The sequence below is a fragment of the Actinoplanes sp. KI2 genome (genome assembly GCF_025630775.1).
Taxonomy (GTDB): Bacteria; Actinomycetota; Actinomycetes; order Mycobacteriales; family Micromonosporaceae; genus Actinoplanes.
This window is the reverse complement of sequence record NZ_JAOSZE010000002.1, coordinates 140,870-156,945: the sequence shown is the minus strand read 5'-3', so window position 1 is coordinate 156,945 and position 16,076 is coordinate 140,870. Positions and strand designations below refer to the sequence as shown.

At 73.8% G+C, this 16,076-nt stretch carries 13 protein-coding genes; 5 read left to right on the top strand and 8 right to left on the bottom strand.

Annotated features, from left to right (window positions below; genetic code table 11):
- Nucleotides 1-202 precede the first annotated feature (202 nt).
- Nucleotides 203-1,060 carry a dihydrodipicolinate synthase family protein gene (locus ODJ79_RS02440; RefSeq protein WP_263021626.1) on the bottom strand — a complete coding sequence of 286 codons (858 nt, stop codon included), beginning with the start codon at nucleotides 1,058-1,060 and terminating at the stop codon, nucleotides 203-205.
- 99 nt (nucleotides 1,061-1,159) lie between these two features.
- Here ODJ79_RS02440 and ODJ79_RS02435 point away from each other — a divergent pair, with 99 nt between their 5' ends.
- From ODJ79_RS02435 to ODJ79_RS02420, 4 genes are all read left to right on the top strand, one after another.
- Nucleotides 1,160-1,681 carry an AAA family ATPase gene (locus ODJ79_RS02435; RefSeq protein ID WP_263021625.1) on the top strand — a complete coding sequence of 174 codons (522 nt, stop codon included), beginning with the start codon at nucleotides 1,160-1,162 and terminating at the stop codon, nucleotides 1,679-1,681.
- A gap of 402 nt (nucleotides 1,682-2,083) precedes the next feature.
- Nucleotides 2,084-2,587, top strand: a complete 504-nt coding sequence (locus tag ODJ79_RS02430; protein WP_263021624.1) for a sigma-70 family RNA polymerase sigma factor — start codon at nucleotides 2,084-2,086, stop codon at nucleotides 2,585-2,587.
- Entirely contained in the window at nucleotides 2,580-3,842 is a 1,263-nt protein-coding gene (locus ODJ79_RS02425; protein ID WP_263021623.1) for a glycoside hydrolase, read from the top strand. Before ODJ79_RS02430 ends, ODJ79_RS02425 begins: the two co-directional genes overlap by 8 nt.
- Before the next feature lie 185 nt (nucleotides 3,843-4,027).
- Nucleotides 4,028-5,074, top strand: coding sequence for an acyltransferase family protein (locus ODJ79_RS02420; RefSeq protein WP_263021622.1), 1,047 nt, complete (start codon nucleotides 4,028-4,030; stop codon nucleotides 5,072-5,074).
- A 420-nt stretch (nucleotides 5,075-5,494) separates the two neighbouring features.
- Here the strand turns inward: ODJ79_RS02420 and ODJ79_RS02415 are convergent, their stop codons facing one another.
- Together ODJ79_RS02415 and ODJ79_RS02410 are read right to left on the bottom strand one after the other, a co-directional pair.
- On the bottom strand, nucleotides 5,495-5,917 hold the full coding sequence (locus ODJ79_RS02415) for a DUF1810 domain-containing protein (RefSeq protein WP_263021621.1): 423 nt from the start codon (nucleotides 5,915-5,917) through the stop codon (nucleotides 5,495-5,497).
- A gap of 327 nt (nucleotides 5,918-6,244) precedes the next feature.
- The gene (locus ODJ79_RS02410) at nucleotides 6,245-6,829 is read right to left on the bottom strand and encodes a hypothetical protein (RefSeq protein WP_263021620.1); all 585 of its coding nucleotides are present in this window, start codon (nucleotides 6,827-6,829) and stop codon (nucleotides 6,245-6,247) included.
- 266 nt (nucleotides 6,830-7,095) lie between these two features.
- Between ODJ79_RS02410 and ODJ79_RS02405 the strand changes: the two genes are divergently transcribed.
- Complete coding sequence (locus tag ODJ79_RS02405) at nucleotides 7,096-7,488, top strand: hypothetical protein (protein ID WP_263021619.1); 393 nt, start codon at nucleotides 7,096-7,098, stop codon at nucleotides 7,486-7,488.
- A gap of 18 nt (nucleotides 7,489-7,506) precedes the next feature.
- On the opposite strand, the gene ODJ79_RS02400 is transcribed toward ODJ79_RS02405, so the two are convergent.
- The 5 genes from ODJ79_RS02400 to ODJ79_RS02380 all read right to left on the bottom strand — a co-directional run bounded on the left by ODJ79_RS02400 (nucleotide 7,507) and on the right by ODJ79_RS02380 (nucleotide 16,016).
- Entirely contained in the window at nucleotides 7,507-10,473 is a 2,967-nt protein-coding gene (locus tag ODJ79_RS02400; RefSeq protein ID WP_263021618.1) for an FtsX-like permease family protein, read from the bottom strand.
- Between the two features lie 37 nt (nucleotides 10,474-10,510).
- Nucleotides 10,511-13,441 (bottom strand): FtsX-like permease family protein, encoded by a 2,931-nt coding sequence (locus ODJ79_RS02395; protein ID WP_263021617.1) that lies wholly within the window; start codon nucleotides 13,439-13,441, stop codon nucleotides 10,511-10,513.
- A 37-nt stretch (nucleotides 13,442-13,478) separates the two neighbouring features.
- Nucleotides 13,479-14,030, bottom strand: a complete 552-nt coding sequence (locus ODJ79_RS02390; protein WP_263021616.1) for a SigE family RNA polymerase sigma factor — start codon at nucleotides 14,028-14,030, stop codon at nucleotides 13,479-13,481.
- Complete coding sequence (locus ODJ79_RS02385; protein ID WP_263021615.1) at nucleotides 14,027-14,593, bottom strand: permease-like cell division protein FtsX; 567 nt, start codon at nucleotides 14,591-14,593, stop codon at nucleotides 14,027-14,029. Before ODJ79_RS02385 ends, ODJ79_RS02390 begins: the two co-directional genes overlap by 4 nt.
- 82 nt (nucleotides 14,594-14,675) lie before the next feature.
- Entirely contained in the window at nucleotides 14,676-16,016 is a 1,341-nt protein-coding gene (locus tag ODJ79_RS02380; protein ID WP_263021614.1) for a serine hydrolase domain-containing protein, read from the bottom strand.
- Nucleotides 16,017-16,076 lie beyond the last annotated feature (60 nt).

Below are 16,076 nucleotides of genomic sequence, written 5' to 3'. Positions count from 1 at the left end.
GACGGCGTCCGGGATGGACGGACTGACCGCTCTCGGGGAGCTGAGCGCGCGCAGCGTGCCGGCGCGGGTGCTGGTCCGCGGCGCTCACCGAGGTGGACGAGGTCTTGGGCCGGGCCCACCCGGCGGCTGGGGTCGGGGCCGGTGTTGCAGCCAGGCCGTCCGGCTCACCGGGGACTTTTCCGACCCGTACCGGAAAAGGTTTTTAGGTGGTGGCGAACTCGCGCACGCCCAGCGCCCGCTCGAGCGTCCGGGTGGAGGCGGGGAGCAGCGGCAGGCGGACGTCGGGGGTGGGGATGCGGCCCTCGGCATGCAGGACGGCTTTGATCACGGTCGGGTTCGGCTCGGCGAACAGGGCGGCGGAGAGTGCGGCCAGGCGGTGCCCGAGCGGGCGGGCGACGGCGAGGTCGCCGGCCTGCCAGGCGGTGATCAGCGCGGCGTAGGAGGAGGTGGCGAGGTGCGCGGAGGCGAGGATGCCGCCGTGCGCGCCCAGCGCCAGCAGCGGGGAGAGCAGCACGTCGTCGCCGGCCAGGACGGTGAAGTCGGCGGGCGGGTCGGCCAGGAAGGCGACCACCTCGGGGTCGATCACGCCGGGCGCGAACTTGATCCCGGTGATGGCGGGGGTGGCGGCGAGGCGGTGCAGCGCGGCGGCGGTGAGCGGCTGAGCGGTGCGGTAGGGGACGTGGTAGACGATCAGCGGTACGGGGGAGCGGGCGGCCAGGTCCTGCAGGTGCGCGATGACGCCCTCCTCGCCGGGGCGCAGGAACGGCGGGACGAGGCTGAGCGCGGCCCGCACGGCCGGGCGGTCGGCGAGCACGCGCAACTGGTCGGGGTCGTTGGCGCCGACGATCAGCGGGGCCTGGTGTTCCCGGCAGACCGCGGCCAGCAGGTCGAGCACGTCGCGGCGCTCGCCGGGGGTCAGCGATGCGGGCTCGGCGGTGGTGCCGAGCGCGACCAGTCCGGTGGCGCCGCCGGTGAGCAGGTCGTGGGCGAGGGCTTCGAGGGCCGGCCAGGCCACGGCGCCGTCGGCGCCGAACGGGGTGATGACGGGGACGTAGAGCATGCGCACCAACCTGCCGGGAAGAATGGGTGAGGTCCAGTTAGTTCTGCTGCCGCTTGATTAAGTGCCGCTTAAGTCACGGGCCGTGGAATCCTTTTCCGCATGGCGGACTACCTCGTCCTGGTCAACGGCCTGCCCGGTTCCGGCAAGACCACGCTGGCGAACCGGCTGGCTGCCGCCATGGACGTCCCGGTCATCGGTAAAGACGTCCTCAAGGAGGCGATGGCGGCCGCCTTGCCGGGCATCCCCACGACGGCGTTCGGCGCCGTGGCAAGCGAAGCCATGTGGGACCTGGCCGCCGCCACATCGGGTCTCGTCATTCTCGAATCCTGGTGGTTCAAGCCGCGAGATCTCGGCTACGTCCAGAATGGCCTTCGCCGGTGCGCCAGCCCCGCGGCCGTCGAGATCTGGTGTGACGTGCCGGCCTCGCTGGCGCGGGAACGCTACCGGAACCGCCGCCGAGCGGCCCTTCATGACGACGATCGCCAACTCGTGGTGTCCTGGCCTCGATGGGCTGCGGAAGCCCAGCCGCTCGGCGTCGCCGCCGAGATCATGGTCCCGACGGACGGGCAGGTTGATCTCTCAGACCTGATTGACGAGATCAGTGCCGCTCTCAGCCGCTGAGTCCAGGACGTGACCCGCGGGGAACAGTCGCGCGTTTCCGCTGTGGCAAATTATCGAATTACCGTTACTGGCAATCCAACAATGCCGGAAACGGGCAAATCGCGACCGCACCATAATGACTGTTATGTTGTCGCGCGAAACCTCATAACCCCGAGCGGTGTACGGCCGGTTCCCGGTCGGGCTGACGCCCCGGTCCTGGACGAGGAGGTCGCCCGACTCCCCGTACGTTCCGCGACCCCGGGACCAGCGACGGAGAGTAAGCGGACGCCTCGACCGGCCCGGGTGATCGCAGCCTTCCTAGGATCAAAAGTGGAAGTCGATGCAACCGGACGGTCGACTTGTTTGTCCTCTCTAAGACAAGCGTTGCATGACGGGGAGGGCGATTTGGATGCCGAGGGCTTGGTGCGGCAGGCGTATGAGGCCTACTACCAGCGGTTGGTGACGCAGATCGCCGGGCTCGTCGGTGACCTGGCCGAGGCGGAGGACGCCGTGCATGAGGTGTTCGCCCGGGTGCTGGGGTCGCCCGGATCCTTTCTACGCGCCGACGACGCCGAGCGGTGGTTACGGGCCGCGGCTCTCAACGTGGCTCGGACCCGCTACCGGCGGCGGTGGCTGTTCGACCGTCTGGTCCGTTCGGGCCGGGTCGAGATCGCTCCGGCCGCGGTACCCGGAGTATCCGGGGACCGGGTGGCGCTGCTCGCCGCGTTGCGCCGGCTAGCGCCGCCGACCAGGGAAGTGGTGGTGCTGCACCATCTGGCCGACCTGCCGGTAACGGAGGTCGCCGCCACCCTCGACATACCAGTGGGCACGGTCAAAGCCCGGCTGTCCCGGGGCCGGGCCGCGCTCGCCCGGTTCCTCTCCGACGATGAACCCGTCCTGGTGACCGAGGAGGCACGCCATGCTTGAGTCACAGTTCGACAGGCTGCGATCCGAAGTCGGCGACGCGGTACGCCAGCCCGACTTCAGCACCGTACGCAGCAGAGCCGGCCGGGTCCGCCGTCGCCGCGCCATCACCTCGGGCGCGGTGTTCCTCGCAACGGTGCTGACCACGACCGGTCTCGGGTATGCCGTACAAAGCGCATCGCATGACCGTGGCATGACCGGCCCGGCAACGGCGACGGTCAAGCCGGATGACGTTCCACGGATGGTCTCGGTGACAGTCTCCGGCACCGATCTGTACGGCATCCTGGTGCGCTGCGATGACTGCGACGCGGAGCTGTACGTGTCCCCGGACGGCGGCGCGACCTGGCAGCGCCGCACCACGCCCCCTGCGCCGGAGCGAGCCGACAACCCGCGTACGGCCTGGCTCACCCCGCTCGCCACGGGGGTGATCGCTTGGTACGAACGCCGGAACCTTTCCGTCGATGAGGTTCTCGGCTCGGCCAGCCCGGCGAGCACCGACGGGTCGGACTCTCGCGATCGGCCGTGGATCACCAGTGACGGCGGCAAGACCTGGAACCGCGCCCACGACGACGCCGACTTCCACCCGACAGTTCCCACCGTGTTCGACGGCACGAGATTAGCTGCCTGCGCTCTGCAGACCTCACCCTGCAAGGTCGCCATCCTCACCGCCCAGGGTGATCTCGCCGTACTGGCCAACCAGCCCACCGGCATCGCTTTCGCGCCGGGGCAGACGAGTGCGGTCAACGCTCCGCCCGACGGACGCTTGTGGGTGTCCGGGTTCGATCCGGTCACGAACAAGCCCGCGGTGGCCACCAGTTCCGACGCCGGCCGGACCTGGCGTACGCACGTCTTCACCGCCGCGGTCCCGGCGGGACCCGACCACCTTGCGTATGTGGCCGCGGGCCGGGGTGACGCGGCGTACGTCCTGACCTACCACGCCGACGATGTAGTCGATGCCTACTACACCGCCGACGGCGGAAAGACCTGGCGTGCCGGCGACACCATCCGCGACGCCGCTCCGTCAGCCGCGTTCGTCACCGCCGACGGAGCGCACGTCGTCGGGATGGGCACCGGGTTCGTCGCCGCTCACGGCACTGACCGATACACACCGGTAGAACTGCCCGGATATCCCGGGGGGCCCGAGCAGACACCGCAGATCAACTCGCAAAACGCAACCGCGCGGTACTTGGTGACGTCGGAGAACGGCCCCTACCTGTCCAAAGACGGCCGGACCTGGCGGCAGGTCGACCTTCCCTAGTCCGACCAGGAACTCCTCACCGACTTCATACCTCCCAACGAGCCGGCCGCAGGCCGTGCCCGGTGGCGGTGTGCGCCCAGAGCAGCCGTATCAAACCGGTTCCGTCGCAGGAGTAGATCTTGGCAGTCGTCCCCGTAACCGGCCCGGCCTCCACCAGCACCCGCCCACTGTACGGCGACCACCGGGTGCCCGGCCTCGACGGGATCCGCGGGCTGGCCGCCCTCTACGTGGTGATCCATCACTGCTGGCTACTGGCCTTCCCCGGCTATCCGGTCAACACCGGACCGGGCTGGCTCGGCTGGCTGGTCCACGGCCGGCTCGCAGTCGTCGTGTTCATCGTCCTGTCCGGCTTCTCCCTGGCGTTGTCACCAGCCCGCCACGGCTGGCGGCTTGGCGGCACACTGCGATACGCCCGGCGCCGGGCCCGGCGGATCCTGCCCGCCTACTGGGCCGCCCTGGCCGCCAGCGCCCTGATCGCAACCGCTGTACCGGCCCTGCCACTCAGCGAGCCACCAACCTTCCGGTCGATGATCGTCTACAGCCTGCTGCTGCAGGACGTCCTCGCCGCGCCCGCACCCAACGGCGCGTTCTGGTCGATCGCGGTGGAAGCCGCCCTGTACCTCGCATTCCCTCTGCTGCTGTTCATCCGCCGGCAGGCTGGCGCACTGACGGCACTAGCCGTGGTCACCGTGCCGATCGTGGCAGCGGGCTTGCTCCGCCCGGGCCTGCCCGCCAATCCGAGGGCGACAGGTTACACCTGGGAACTGGCGCCCTTGTTCACCCTCGGCGTGCTGGCCGCCGGAATCGTCTCCGCCGGCCGTCGGATCCGGCGGCTACCCTGGCTCGGCATGGCCGCCCTGGCAGGCGCCCCGGTCCTGACACTGATCGCTCTTCAGGGTTCGCAGTGGACGGTTGCCCACTACTACTGGCTGGATCTGACGATCGGGCCGGCGATCACCCTGTTTCTCGCAGCGCTGGCCACCCACCGGCCGGCCCGACTCATTCGACTGCTCAACGGCCGGCCGTTACAGACTCTCGGCAGTTTCTCCTACAGCCTCTATCTGGTGCACATGCCGATCGTCGCCTTGATCAGCACCCTGATCGTGATCCCCCACACCGGGTCACACCTGGCCGCTTTCGGGACGACCGTGGCTCTAGCGATCCCTCTCTGTCTGGCGACGGCCCGGCTGTTCGCGGCCGTCTTCGAACTCCCGTTCCAGCGGCACCGCTAGAACGCCGAGGTGACAAACCCAGACGCCGCCGACCTTGTCGGAAGACGGCGGACAGACCGACGCCTACGACAAGCCGTCAATCGGCTGCCGCTGGGTCTTCGTCTTGCAAGATCCGAGCGGGCTCAGGTCGTAGCTGGGTCAGGTCATCGGCGGCTCATTACCCAGGTCGCCGACCCCCGAGCCACCGTCACCCTCATCGAGAACGCCATCGCCCGCCCAGCAACCTGACCACAAAGACCGGCTTGGGCGGGAGGTTGATGCCGAACACCGGCGACCGGCCGGGCTCGCTGATCGGTTTTGTTGCTCGCGTCGACCGCGGTCACCGCGACCCGGACGTTCGCATTGGGGACCGCCGGCCGAGGCAGGCCCAGCGTAGGCAGCACCGTCGAACACGGCAGGAAGCCGGTAACGCCGTAGGCGTCAGCGGCCGGAAAGACCGAGCAGTTCCAGCGTACGAGGGTCGGGGCCGGCGTAGTACCGGTCCAGCACCCGGCGGAACGGGGTGGGATCGGCCGCCGCCTCGGCGAACAGGGTCATCGACGAGCGCAGCTTCAGGTCGTCGGGGAATCCGAAGATCTGCTCCGCGGTACGGCCCTCGACGCCGAGCAGCGTCTGCGCGCACTCGGTCAGGCGCGGGCCGAGCACCGGGTGAGCCAGGTAGGCGCGGGCCTCGGCGAGGTCGCTGATCGCGTACGCCTGCGCGGTCGGGCTGGAGCCGAGCCCGGCGAGCTGCGGGAAGACGAACCACATCCAATGGGAGCGCTTGCTACCCGCGGCCAGTTCGGCGTGGGCCCGCTCGTAGACCCCGTCCTGGGCCCGGACGAACCGTTCCAGGTCACTCATTCCGCCGAGTCTAGGAGACCGCCGATGTCGGGGAAGGATGGCGGAGCAGCGCGGCCGGTCTGGGGGCGCTGCGAACGGGTCTCAACGGGGAAGTTGGAGTGGTTGCGCAACGGCTGAGGGTCGCCGCGTACGGGGTGTGTCTGCGGGATGGACACCTGTTGCTATCGGCCTTCAGCTGCACCGCGGTGCGCCGCCGAGCGGGCACGTGGAGCCGATCCAGGTCGCTGGGCTCCTCCGGCACTGACGAGGGCCGGGCCGTTGGTTGCCACCGGCACCAGGGCGGGCCGCCCCCGCGGTGCGGGGACGGCCCGGGCGAGGCGTGTCAGGTCAGCATGGCTTGAGGTGCCACCACGGGGTCACGTCGACATAGCCGTCCGAGTACGCCGTGTTGCTCCACACCTGGTTGTAGTCGTTGTCGTAGGCCCGGAAGACCGTGCCCTTGGTCTGGTTGTTCTTGAACGGCGAGCTTCCCCACCAGTTCGACAGGTCCCAGTACTTGCACGCGTAGAAGGAGAAGGTCGTGCCTCGGACGATGATGCAGAACCATCCGGGGCTGCAAATGATGTCCGACGGCGCGTAGGCCCGGGTCGTGGCGTCCGACCGCGGGTCGACGGTCACGACGAGGCCGTCGTACTGGATCTTGGTCGGCGAGACCTGGCGACCGCCGGGAATGGCCGCGAGGACCGCGTCGACACGCTGCTGAACGCTTCCCGCCTGGGCCGCACCGGAGCCCGGGACGGGCTTCGTACCGGTCAGGCTTGCGATGCGATGGTTCGTCGACACGGCAGGTGCTGAAGCCGGGCCTGCGCCGGCAGCTACGCCGGTCGCCGAGGCAGCCGGTGCCATCACGAGGGTCGATGTGGCGATCGCAGCGAGGCCGATAGCGATCGAGACAAGCCGATTCTTGCGCACGTTGGTTCGCTCCTTGAGACGTTGGTGCCCGGATCTGCCGGGAAGGCAGGGCACGGGCGGGCGACGGAGACGGACTGCATTGCGTGCACGCAATGTGGGGCAAGCACCACAATCACCTGACCGCATCGCGATCACCAGCAGAAACCCGTCCCAGAAACGTCCCGGGATGCGCCCGGTGAGCTCACCGGCCGGTCGATCGCGCCGCAGACGCCCGAACTGCGACAGGCGGCGCGGAACCGGGCCGGCCCGGGGTGCGTCAGAGAGCCATGTCGCTCTCCACGCGTCTCATGATCGCGGCCGGCCTGATTGTGCTCGCCGCGGCCGGGTGTTCGCCGGGCGCCGGTGGCGCCGAGCCGTCCGGTTCCGCACCCGGTTCGGGCGTCGTCCAGGGCCACCTCTACGGCGTGGGCGGCCCCCCGCCCGGCACGCGTCAGGCCTGGACCGGCACCGTGTCGTTCGACGGTGGGGGCACGCACGCCGACGTCGCCGTCAAGGACGACGGCAGCTACTCGATCGCGCTCGGCCCGGGCCGCTACACCGTGGCCGGCAGCAGCCCCCGCTACCAGGACGGCAAGCAGGCGTGCAGCCCGGCGACCGGTGCCGTCGAGGTGACCGCCGGCTCCACCACCACCGTCGACGTTCTCTGCCAGATGAGATAGCCGCGCGTCCGCGGTAGGTCATCGGATGGCGCGCAGGGTGCGGCGCCCGGCCAGGACGGCGGCGCCCGCGAGGATCGCGAACGCGGACACCGCGGTGACCGCCAGGGTCGCCGGGCGGGGCAGGGTCGGCAGCGGGAACGGGGGCGGGTCGACGCCGGCCAGGGGCAGCGCCCAGCCGGTCAGCCGCCAGCCGAGCAGGGCGATCGCGGTGCCCGCCAGGACGGCGGCGGCGACCAGCACCGGATAGGTCCACAGGGTGGCCCGGCGTACGGCGGCGCGGGCCAGGCCCTGCCCGCGCAGCGCCGACAGGTCGCCGACCGCGCGGCTGCGGTCGACCGCGGCGGCCAGCACCAGCATCCCGGCGGCCAGGACGGTCGCGAGGGCGGCGACGATGACGTAGAACCACAATGCCAGCGCGGCGCCCTGCCGGTCGAGGCCGGCGCGGGCCTGCCCGGCCCGGGTGTCGGCGACCACCGTCAGGCCCTGGGCGTGCAACCGGGCGACGGCGTCGGCGGGGGCGTCGGCGGAGAGCCACACCTCGGGCCCGGCGGCCGGGTCGGCGTCGCCGGCGGCCCGGTCGAGGTAGTCGAGGTCGGCCAGCAGGGCGGGGGCGCCGAGACCGGGCACGGCGGGTACCCGCAGCGTGGACGCGACCGGGATCCGCCGCCCGTCGAGGCCGGTCACCGCGGTGACCGGTGCGTCGCCGGCGGCGGCGACCGGCAGCGGGGCGGGCGGGCCGGCGGGCCGGGCCACGATGCCGTCCAGCCAGGCGTCCTGGGTGATCGCCTCGATCCGCAGCCCGTCGGGGCCGGCGACGATCCGGTTGCCGGTGGTGATCTGCCAGCCGGCGGCGGGTGTCGTGCCGCCGATCGTGTGCACGATCAGGTCGGCGCCGCCGGCCGCGCCGACGACCAGGGACTTCAGCTGGCATGCCGGGACGCAGCCGGGCACGGCCACGGGGTACGTGTGCCGGCCGGCGCGCAGCGGGCCGACCGGGACGGCCAGGTCCGCGGTGCCGTCCGGCGGGATGAGCACGGCGGTGACGCTGACCGCCGGGCCGGGTGCGGTGATGTCGAAGGGCAGCTGCGGGCCGCGGACCTCGGCCGGTGCCGGCTCGGCGGGGTGCAGCCGGCGCAGGGCGGCCGGGTCGGGTGCCGAGGTGCCCCAGCCGGCGACCCGGGTCAGGCGGGTCGTGTCGGCGGCCAGGATCGGCGGTTCGCCGCCGTGGGCGGGCAGCCGGACGGCGGCCATCGCGTACGTGCCGGCCGGGTCGGCGCGGCGGACCGCGGCGAGCAGCGCCTGCCGGCTGAGCGGGGCGACGGTGACGACCCGGGCGGTGCCGGTGGCGGCGACCGCCTGGACGGCGCGGCCGTGCGCGCCCACATCGACCGCGCACGCCGCGTAGCCGATGACCGCCACGGCGGCGGTGAGCAGGGCGAACAGGCGGGCGCTGCCGGGCCGCCGGGACAGCTGGAACGCGGCCAGCGCGGCGCCGGCCCGGCCGCGGCGCAGTTGCCGGCGGGCCACGACGGAGGCCCAGGGCAGGATCAGGCGGGCCGCGATCAGGGCCGCGGCGACCACGGTCAGGCCGGTGGCGAAGGTGCCGACCCCGGTCAGGACGCCGCCGGTGACGGCCAGCTGGGCGCAGGCGACGACGGCGAGCAGCACGACGACGGCCTCGGCGGCGATCGTGGCGGCCCGGCCGGGTGCGGGCGCGACCCGGCGCAGCAGCTCGGCGACCGGCCGGCCGAGCTGGTGGCGTTCGGCGGCCAGCGCGGTGAGCAGCGCGGCCGCGGCGGCCACCGGCGCCCAGCGCAGCGAGGCCAGGCCGGGGTCGGCGCCGACGCCGGGGAACCGCCACGCCGCGAACACGCCGACCAGCAGCTGCCCGGCCAGGCAGCCGGCGAGGGTGCCGGCCAGGATCGCCAGGAGGCTCTCCCCGGTGGCCAGCCACCAGCGCTGCCCCCAGCGGGCGCCGCGCAGCGCCACCACCGCCAGCTCGGGGCGGCGGCCCTCGGTGCTGTAGCCGACGGCGAGGTAGATGGTCAGGCAGGTGAGCAGCACCAGGCAGACGGCCAGGACGGGAACGATGCGGTGGGCGGCGGCGCGGCCGTCGTCGATGCGGCCGAGCAGGCCGGTGAGGCCGACGTGCAGGTCGATGCCGGGGCCCAGGGCGGTGACCCGGGCGGTGAGCCGCTCGAGGCCGGCCCGTACGGCGGGCAGCCGGTCCACGGCCAGCGCGGCCGGCGGCGCCGAGCCGTCCAGGCTGAGCTCGCTGACGCCGTGGTCCATGCCGGTGATCGAGGCGTTGGTGACGAACGCGGGCTCGCCGGTGGTGAAGCCGGTGGTGAAGCCGGTGGTGAAGCCGGTCGTGAAGTAGAAGTGGTTTCCCCAGTAGGCGGCGCCCGGGTCGGGCACCCGGTAGACGCCGGCGACCAGGAACCTCTTCGGCGTCCCGTCGGCCACGTAGTGCGCGCCTTCGGGGCTGCTGACCCGCTTGGCGTACGAGAGGGTGATGCTCTGCCCGGGTGCGATCCGCAGCTGCCGCGCCGTCCGCTCGCCGATGACCACGTCGGACTCGCCGATCAGGCAGCGGCCGGCGGTCATCGTCAGGTGGGCGCAGACGTCCTGCCGGTAGACGAGCCTCGTGCCGACCCGGTCGTCCGGCACGAGGCCGGCGGTGCTGAACTCGGCCGCGTACACGAAGTCGAAGCCGGGCAGGCCGGTCAGGCCCTCGCCGGCCGCGCTGATCGCAACGCCGGGCGATGCGAGCTGCTGGCGCTGGTCGGGTTGCGGTGCCAGCAGCGACAGGCTGCGGTCGGCGGGCGCGGCGACGGCGACCTGCCCGTCGGCCAGGGCCCGGTCGGCGGCCCGCAGGTAGGCGGGTGCGGCGACCGCGGCGGCCACCCCGGCCATGGTGAGCAGGGCGAGAATGAGGGCCTGGCCGCGGCGGGCCCACACCATGGCCAGCACGAGGGCGATCATCGAACGCTCCCGCGCAAGCCACGCAGGACGAGGGCGATCATCGGACGCTCCCGCGCAAGCCGCGCAGGGCGAGCCACCCGGCCAGCCCGAAGGTGACCAGCCCGGCCGCCGCGGCGACGGCCAGCGGCGCCGCGCCGAGCACCCCCGGCGGCGCCACGACCCGCCACCCGTCGGTGAAGGCCGGTGCGGTGACCGCGGCGATCGGGCGGGCGGCCACGGCGGCGAGCACGCCGCCGGCGACACCGGCCGGCACCAGCACCGCGGTGCCGGCGTACCCGGCGGTCACGGCGGTGTCGCGGGCCAGGCCCTGGGCGCGCAGGGCCTGCAGCAGGCTCGCGCGGGGTTCGCGCCCGGCCGTCGTCGCGACGTACACCATGGCCGCCGCCACCAGCACCGCCATCGCCGCCGTGAACAGGTCGAACGGCGCCGTGATGACGGCGCCGGTGGCGGCCAGCGCGGCGGCCCGGGCGGCCGTGGACCGGTCGTCGAGGACGGTGAGCCCGGTGGCGCGCAGCGCGTCCAGGACCGCGGGCGGGGTGGCCGGGGCCAGCCACACCTGGAAGGTGCCGCCCAGGTCCGCGTCGCCGGCCAGGCGGCGGGCCGCGTCGAGGTCGGTGAGGATGCCGGTACGGCCGAGCACGGGCAGCACCGGGGCGCCGCCGACGACCCGCACCGGGGTGACCGTGCCGCCAAACCGGGCGGACATGGCGTCGTCGAACCGCCACCCGGCCGGCGCGGGCCCGGCCAGCACGACCGGCAGCGGCAGCGGCGCGTCGACCAGGTCGACCCGGGTGCCGGAGTCCCCGTCGACGGCGAGGGTCAGGCCCGCCGCGGACCCGGTGTAGCGGGCGGCGACGGTGGCGTAGTCGCCGTGCCAGCGGGCGACGTCGGCCAGGCCGGCGGTGTCCAGGATGGTCGCGGCCGGGTCGCGCTGGGCGAGGGCGGAGACGGTGAGCGCGCCGGGGGCGCCGGTGAACAGCTGCCAGCCGACGAGGCGGCAGCCGGGGGCGGTGGCGCAGGCCGGGACGGGGGCGGTGGCCTCCTGGTCGCCGGGGCGCAGGCCGCGGAACTCGACGCGGACGCCGGCGCCGGTGCCCTCCTGCTGCAGGACCGCGCCGAGCAGGGCCGGCCCGTCCGGGGCACGGTGCACCCGGACGACCAGGGTGCCGCCGGTGATCAGCGGGAGGGCGGCGGGCAGCCGCGCGGCGGCGGGCAGGGCGCCGATCGGGCCGTACTCGGGGCGCCAGGCGGCGACCGCGGCGAGCCTTTCGGAGTCCACGGCGAGCACCGGCGGCGCGGCGTTGGTGTCGAGCACGGCGGCCATCGCGTGCCGGCCGCCCGGGTCGGCGCGGCGAACGGCGTACAGCAGCTGGGTCCTGGATTGCGCCGTGACGGTGAGGACCCGGGCCGCGCCGAGCTCGACGCCGGCGCGGGCCGCTCGCTCCTGCCGGCCGGCGGCGAAGCCCCCGATGGTCAGCGCGAGCAGCGCCACCGCGACGACCAGCAGGGCGAAGACCCGGTCGGTGCCCGGCTGCCGGGACAGTTGCACGGCGGTCAGCCCGGAGCGCAGCCGCCCCGCGCGCACGGCGACCCCGCCCGCCCGGTCGGCCAGCGCGCGCAGCAGCCGCGCGGCCAGCAGCCCGACGGCGAGCGCGACCAGGGCGGGCGCGGCGACACCGAGACCGCTGCGCGGGCCGCCGGTGCGGGCCTGGTAGACGGCGCCCGCGGCCAGCCCGGCCAGGGCCAGGTCGACGAAGCGGGACCGCCAGTCGCGGCGGGCGCCCGGGACCCGGCGCAGCAGGGCGGCCACCGGGGCGCGCTGGGCGAGGGCGTCGCCGGCGGTCAGCACCAGCAGCCCGCCGACGCCGGCCGCGGCCGCCGCGGCCAGCGACAGCCCGGCGGCCAGCCAGCGCTCGCCCGGCACCGGAGCGCCGCCGATCAGCCCGGCCGCCGCGATGCCGGCCGCCAGGCCCAGGACCGTGCCGGCGGCCAGCGGCGGCACGTGCTGCCCGGCGGCCAGCCGCAACGCCCGGCCGCCGGTCGAGCCGCGCAGCTTCAGCAGGCCCGCGTCCTCGCGCCGGTCGCGGCCGGTGAGCCGCCCCGCCAGCGCGAGGGCGAACCAGGCGAGCACCAGGAACAGCCCGAGCGGGACGAGCACGCCCTGCAGCACGGTGACCCGGTCGGCGCGGACCGCGTCGAACAGCCCGCCGGTGCCGTTGTCCAGGTCGAGCTGGGCGGCGGCGAACCGGTCGCCCGCCGCGTTGAGCACGCCGTTGAGGTCGTAGAGACGGTCACCGCGCAGCAGCGGCAGCGGCACGGCGAGGGTGCAGCCGAGCGTCGCAGGCCCGCTCAGCTGCGGCATCCGGAACGTCTCCAGCGAGGTGAACGCGGGGTCGAGGTCGCCGTGCGAGCGGAACAGCCGGTCCGTCCAGTAGGTGCCACCGGTCGTCTCGTACACCCCGGTGATCCGCAGCCGCACGTCGTCGCCGGCCCGCACCACCAGCGTCGCGCCGGGCCGCAGGCCGAGGCGCCGGGCGGTGTCGGCGCTGATCGCCGCCGTGCCGGGCTGGTCGGGGCAGGCACCGGTGAGCCGGGCATGCGCGCAGAAACCGTCCCGGTAGGCCAGCGGCAGACCGGTGGTGCCCTGCGCATCGGCGTGCTGGGTGTCCGCGGTGAGCCCGAGGGCCGGCGTCGCCCCCGGCAGCGGCAGCAGCTGCTGCACCCGGGAGGCGAGCCGGTCGAGCGCGCCGCGCGGGTCGCCCGCGAAATCCACATCGGACTGGTGCACGGTGACGACCCGCTCGGCGGCGTCCCGGGCGGCGACCTCGGCGCCGGCCGCCCGGGACGCCACGGTGAGCCCGTACCAGGGGCCGGCCGCCGCGGCGGTGGCGGCGAGGACGGCCAGGATCAAGACCGACAACGCGGAGTCGGTACGCGCGCGCACCGCGGCCCAACTGACGAAGTACATGCGTCCCCCCGGTGCGAGGACCGCAGCCTACCGCCAGTCATTCGCCAGGGAAATCGGCGCCCAGCAGCTCCCGCAGCCGGGCCAGCGCGCGCTGGTTGCGCATCTTCACCACCGACGCGGAGAGGCCGAGGATCTCGGCGACGGTGTCGACGCTGTGGTCCTCCCAGTGCCGCAGCACCACGATGGCCTGATCCCGGACCGGCAGCGTGGCCAGTGCCTGCATCAGCGTGACGTGCAGGTCCGCGGTGGGCGCGAGCGGCGGCCCGGGCCGGTCGGGCAGGTCGGCGAGGACCACCTCGGCGTCGCTGCGCCGCCTGCGCTGGTCGAAGATCGCGTTCAGCAGCACCCGGCGGCTGTAGGCCTCCAGGTTGGCGGTACGCCAGATCCGGCCCCAGCACGCGTACATCTTCGCCAGGGTCAGCTGGGTGACGTCCTGGGCCAGGTGCCAGTCCCGGCACATCAGGTAGGCGGTGCGCCGCAGCCGGGGGGTGGCGGCGGCGACGAACGCGGCGAAGTCCTCGTCGCGGGCCGCCCGCTCGCGCCGCCAGGAGAAGCTCCAGCCCGACTCGGACGACACGATGTCGGTCACCGGCCGGCTCCCGGGCAGCTGGGGGCGACGATGTCCTGGACGCCGGGGCGGCCGTGGAACCTCGCCTCGAAATCCGGGTACGCGGCCGGCGCGAGCGTCACCCGGAACGATTCCGGCAACGAGTCGGCGTCGACCGACTGCACGAAGTTCGGATCGTCCTTCCAGAGTTGCTGGAACCGGGCGAACGCCTCCTGGCGGCTTTCCCTCTGCAGATCCCGCACCGCCGGGTAGGCCTGCAACGCGGCCTGCAGATCGCTGCGCTGGGCCGCCGTGACGCCCTGGGTCAGGAAGACGGCAACGACGAAGGCGCCGTCCGGAGCCGCGCAGGCGGGGTTCTCCGCCGCGGCGGAGAACCCCGGCGGCGGTGCGGCCGGTGCCCAGACCGCGTTCACCGTGACCGCCACGGCGACGGCCGCCGCGGCCACCGCACCGGCGGCCAGCAGGCCGCGCCGGCGGCGGATCCGCCGGCCCTGGGCCATGGCCAGCCGGGCAGGATCGCCGGGCGGGAGTACGGGCTCGTCGTCGAGGGCCCGGTCGAACAGGACTCGCAGGTTTTGCTCCACAGCTCGCTCTCCTGATATCCGGTGGTGCCTTCCTCTCTGCATGACTGGCTGGACCACCGGATCGGTCACATCCGCCGCGGGACTACACCCTCGGCAGCAGCCGGGAGTTGTACAGGTACCGGCCGTTGTCGATGAAGGCCAGCATCGGGTGTACGCCGTCGGCCGGCTCGGTGGCGATGAAGCGATCGCCGCCCAGCGCCACGTACCGGGTGGTCGCCGGTCGCTCGCCGGCGTCGGTGAGCAGCTGTTTCGGGATCGTGGTGACGTCCAGGCCGGCGTCGTCGGCGGCCACCTCGTAGGCCTCCAGCGGCCCGTCGAAACGGCCCGCGAAGCCGTCGGGGCGGAACGGGACCGGCTCGGCGGGCGGCAGCGGGCGCGGCGGCACGCGCAGGCCCGCGACCTCGGCGAGCACCGCGGTCAGCAGGTCGTCGAACAGGGCGCCGGCCGCGCCGCCGTTGGTGTTGACGGCGACCACCACGCCCCGATCGGGCACGATGCGCAGGCAGGTGCTCTGCCCGGGGGTGCCGCCGTCGTGGCCGACCACCGGGACGCCGTCCCACTCGTACAGCGCGAAACCGAGACCCTGCGCGGTCGCGGCCCGCTCGCTCATCGGCGGCTGCGCGACCTGCGGCTCGCGCATCGTGGCGAAGGTGCCGGCGGGCAGCACCCGGGCGCCGTCCCCGGCGACGCCGTCGGCGAGGAACATGCGGCCGAAGCGGACCAGCTCGCGCGGCGCCGCCCAGGGCATCGAACCGGCCGGGGCGTTGGAGCGGGGCAGCAGCCATTCCCGGAAGACGCGCCCGTTCAGATGCCCGGCGGAGGTCCGGAACAGGATCGCCTCCTCGGCGAACAGGGCCATGTGGGTGACGCCGAGCGGCCCGATCAGCCGCTCCCGCAGCACCGACTCCCAGGTGCCGCCGCGCAGCCTGGCCACCAGCGCGCCGAGCACGCACCAGCCGGAGTTGCAGTACGAGAACAGCTCCCCGGGCGCGCTGACCTGGGTGGCGCCGGTGTGCAGGTAGGCGAGGTACCGGTCGAGGGCGTCGTCGCCGCGGCCGGTGTCCTCGAACAGGTCCCCGGCGAAGCCGGCGGTGTGCGACATCAGGTGGCGGGCGGTCACCGTCTCGCTCGCCGCCGCGTCGGGCACCGCGAAGTCGGGAAGGTAGCGCCGGACCGGCGCGTCGAGGTCGACCAGCCCGTCGTCGACCAGCTGCATGACCAGCGACGCGGTCCACAGCTTCGTGACCGAGCCGATCTGGAACACGCTGTCCACCGTGGTCTTGACGCCGGTGTCCAGGTTGACGACGCCGGTGGCCGCCTCGGCCAGGTCGGGGCCGGCGCCGACGGCGATCGCCGCGCCGGGGACCCCGTGCCGGCGGGCGGCCTCGTCGAGACGACTCTGCAGATCCGGCAGGAAGGTCACGGCGACGACCGTACCGGATCGACGGTGTGCCGGCCGCCCGCCGGAAAACGGCTCGTCGGC

What these genes read in the sequence shown, in the direction of transcription:
- ODJ79_RS02440 (WP_263021626.1), bottom strand. Translation starts at nt 1,060, where the DNA reads ATGCTCTACGTCCCCGTCATCACCCCGTTCGGCGCCGACGGCGCCGTG.
- ODJ79_RS02405 (WP_263021619.1), top strand. Translation starts at nt 7,096, where the DNA reads ATGTCGCTCTCCACGCGTCTCATGATCGCGGCCGGCCTGATTGTGCTC.
- ODJ79_RS02435 (WP_263021625.1), top strand. Translation starts at nt 1,160, where the DNA reads ATGGCGGACTACCTCGTCCTGGTCAACGGCCTGCCCGGTTCCGGCAAG.
- ODJ79_RS02415 (WP_263021621.1), bottom strand. Translation starts at nt 5,917, where the DNA reads ATGAGTGACCTGGAACGGTTCGTCCGGGCCCAGGACGGGGTCTACGAG.
- ODJ79_RS02395 (WP_263021617.1), bottom strand. Translation starts at nt 13,441, where the DNA reads ATGTACTTCGTCAGTTGGGCCGCGGTGCGCGCGCGTACCGACTCCGCG.
- ODJ79_RS02425 (WP_263021623.1), top strand. Translation starts at nt 2,580, where the DNA reads ATGCTTGAGTCACAGTTCGACAGGCTGCGATCCGAAGTCGGCGACGCG.
- ODJ79_RS02400 (WP_263021618.1), bottom strand. Translation starts at nt 10,473, where the DNA reads ATGATCGCCCTCGTGCTGGCCATGGTGTGGGCCCGCCGCGGCCAGGCC.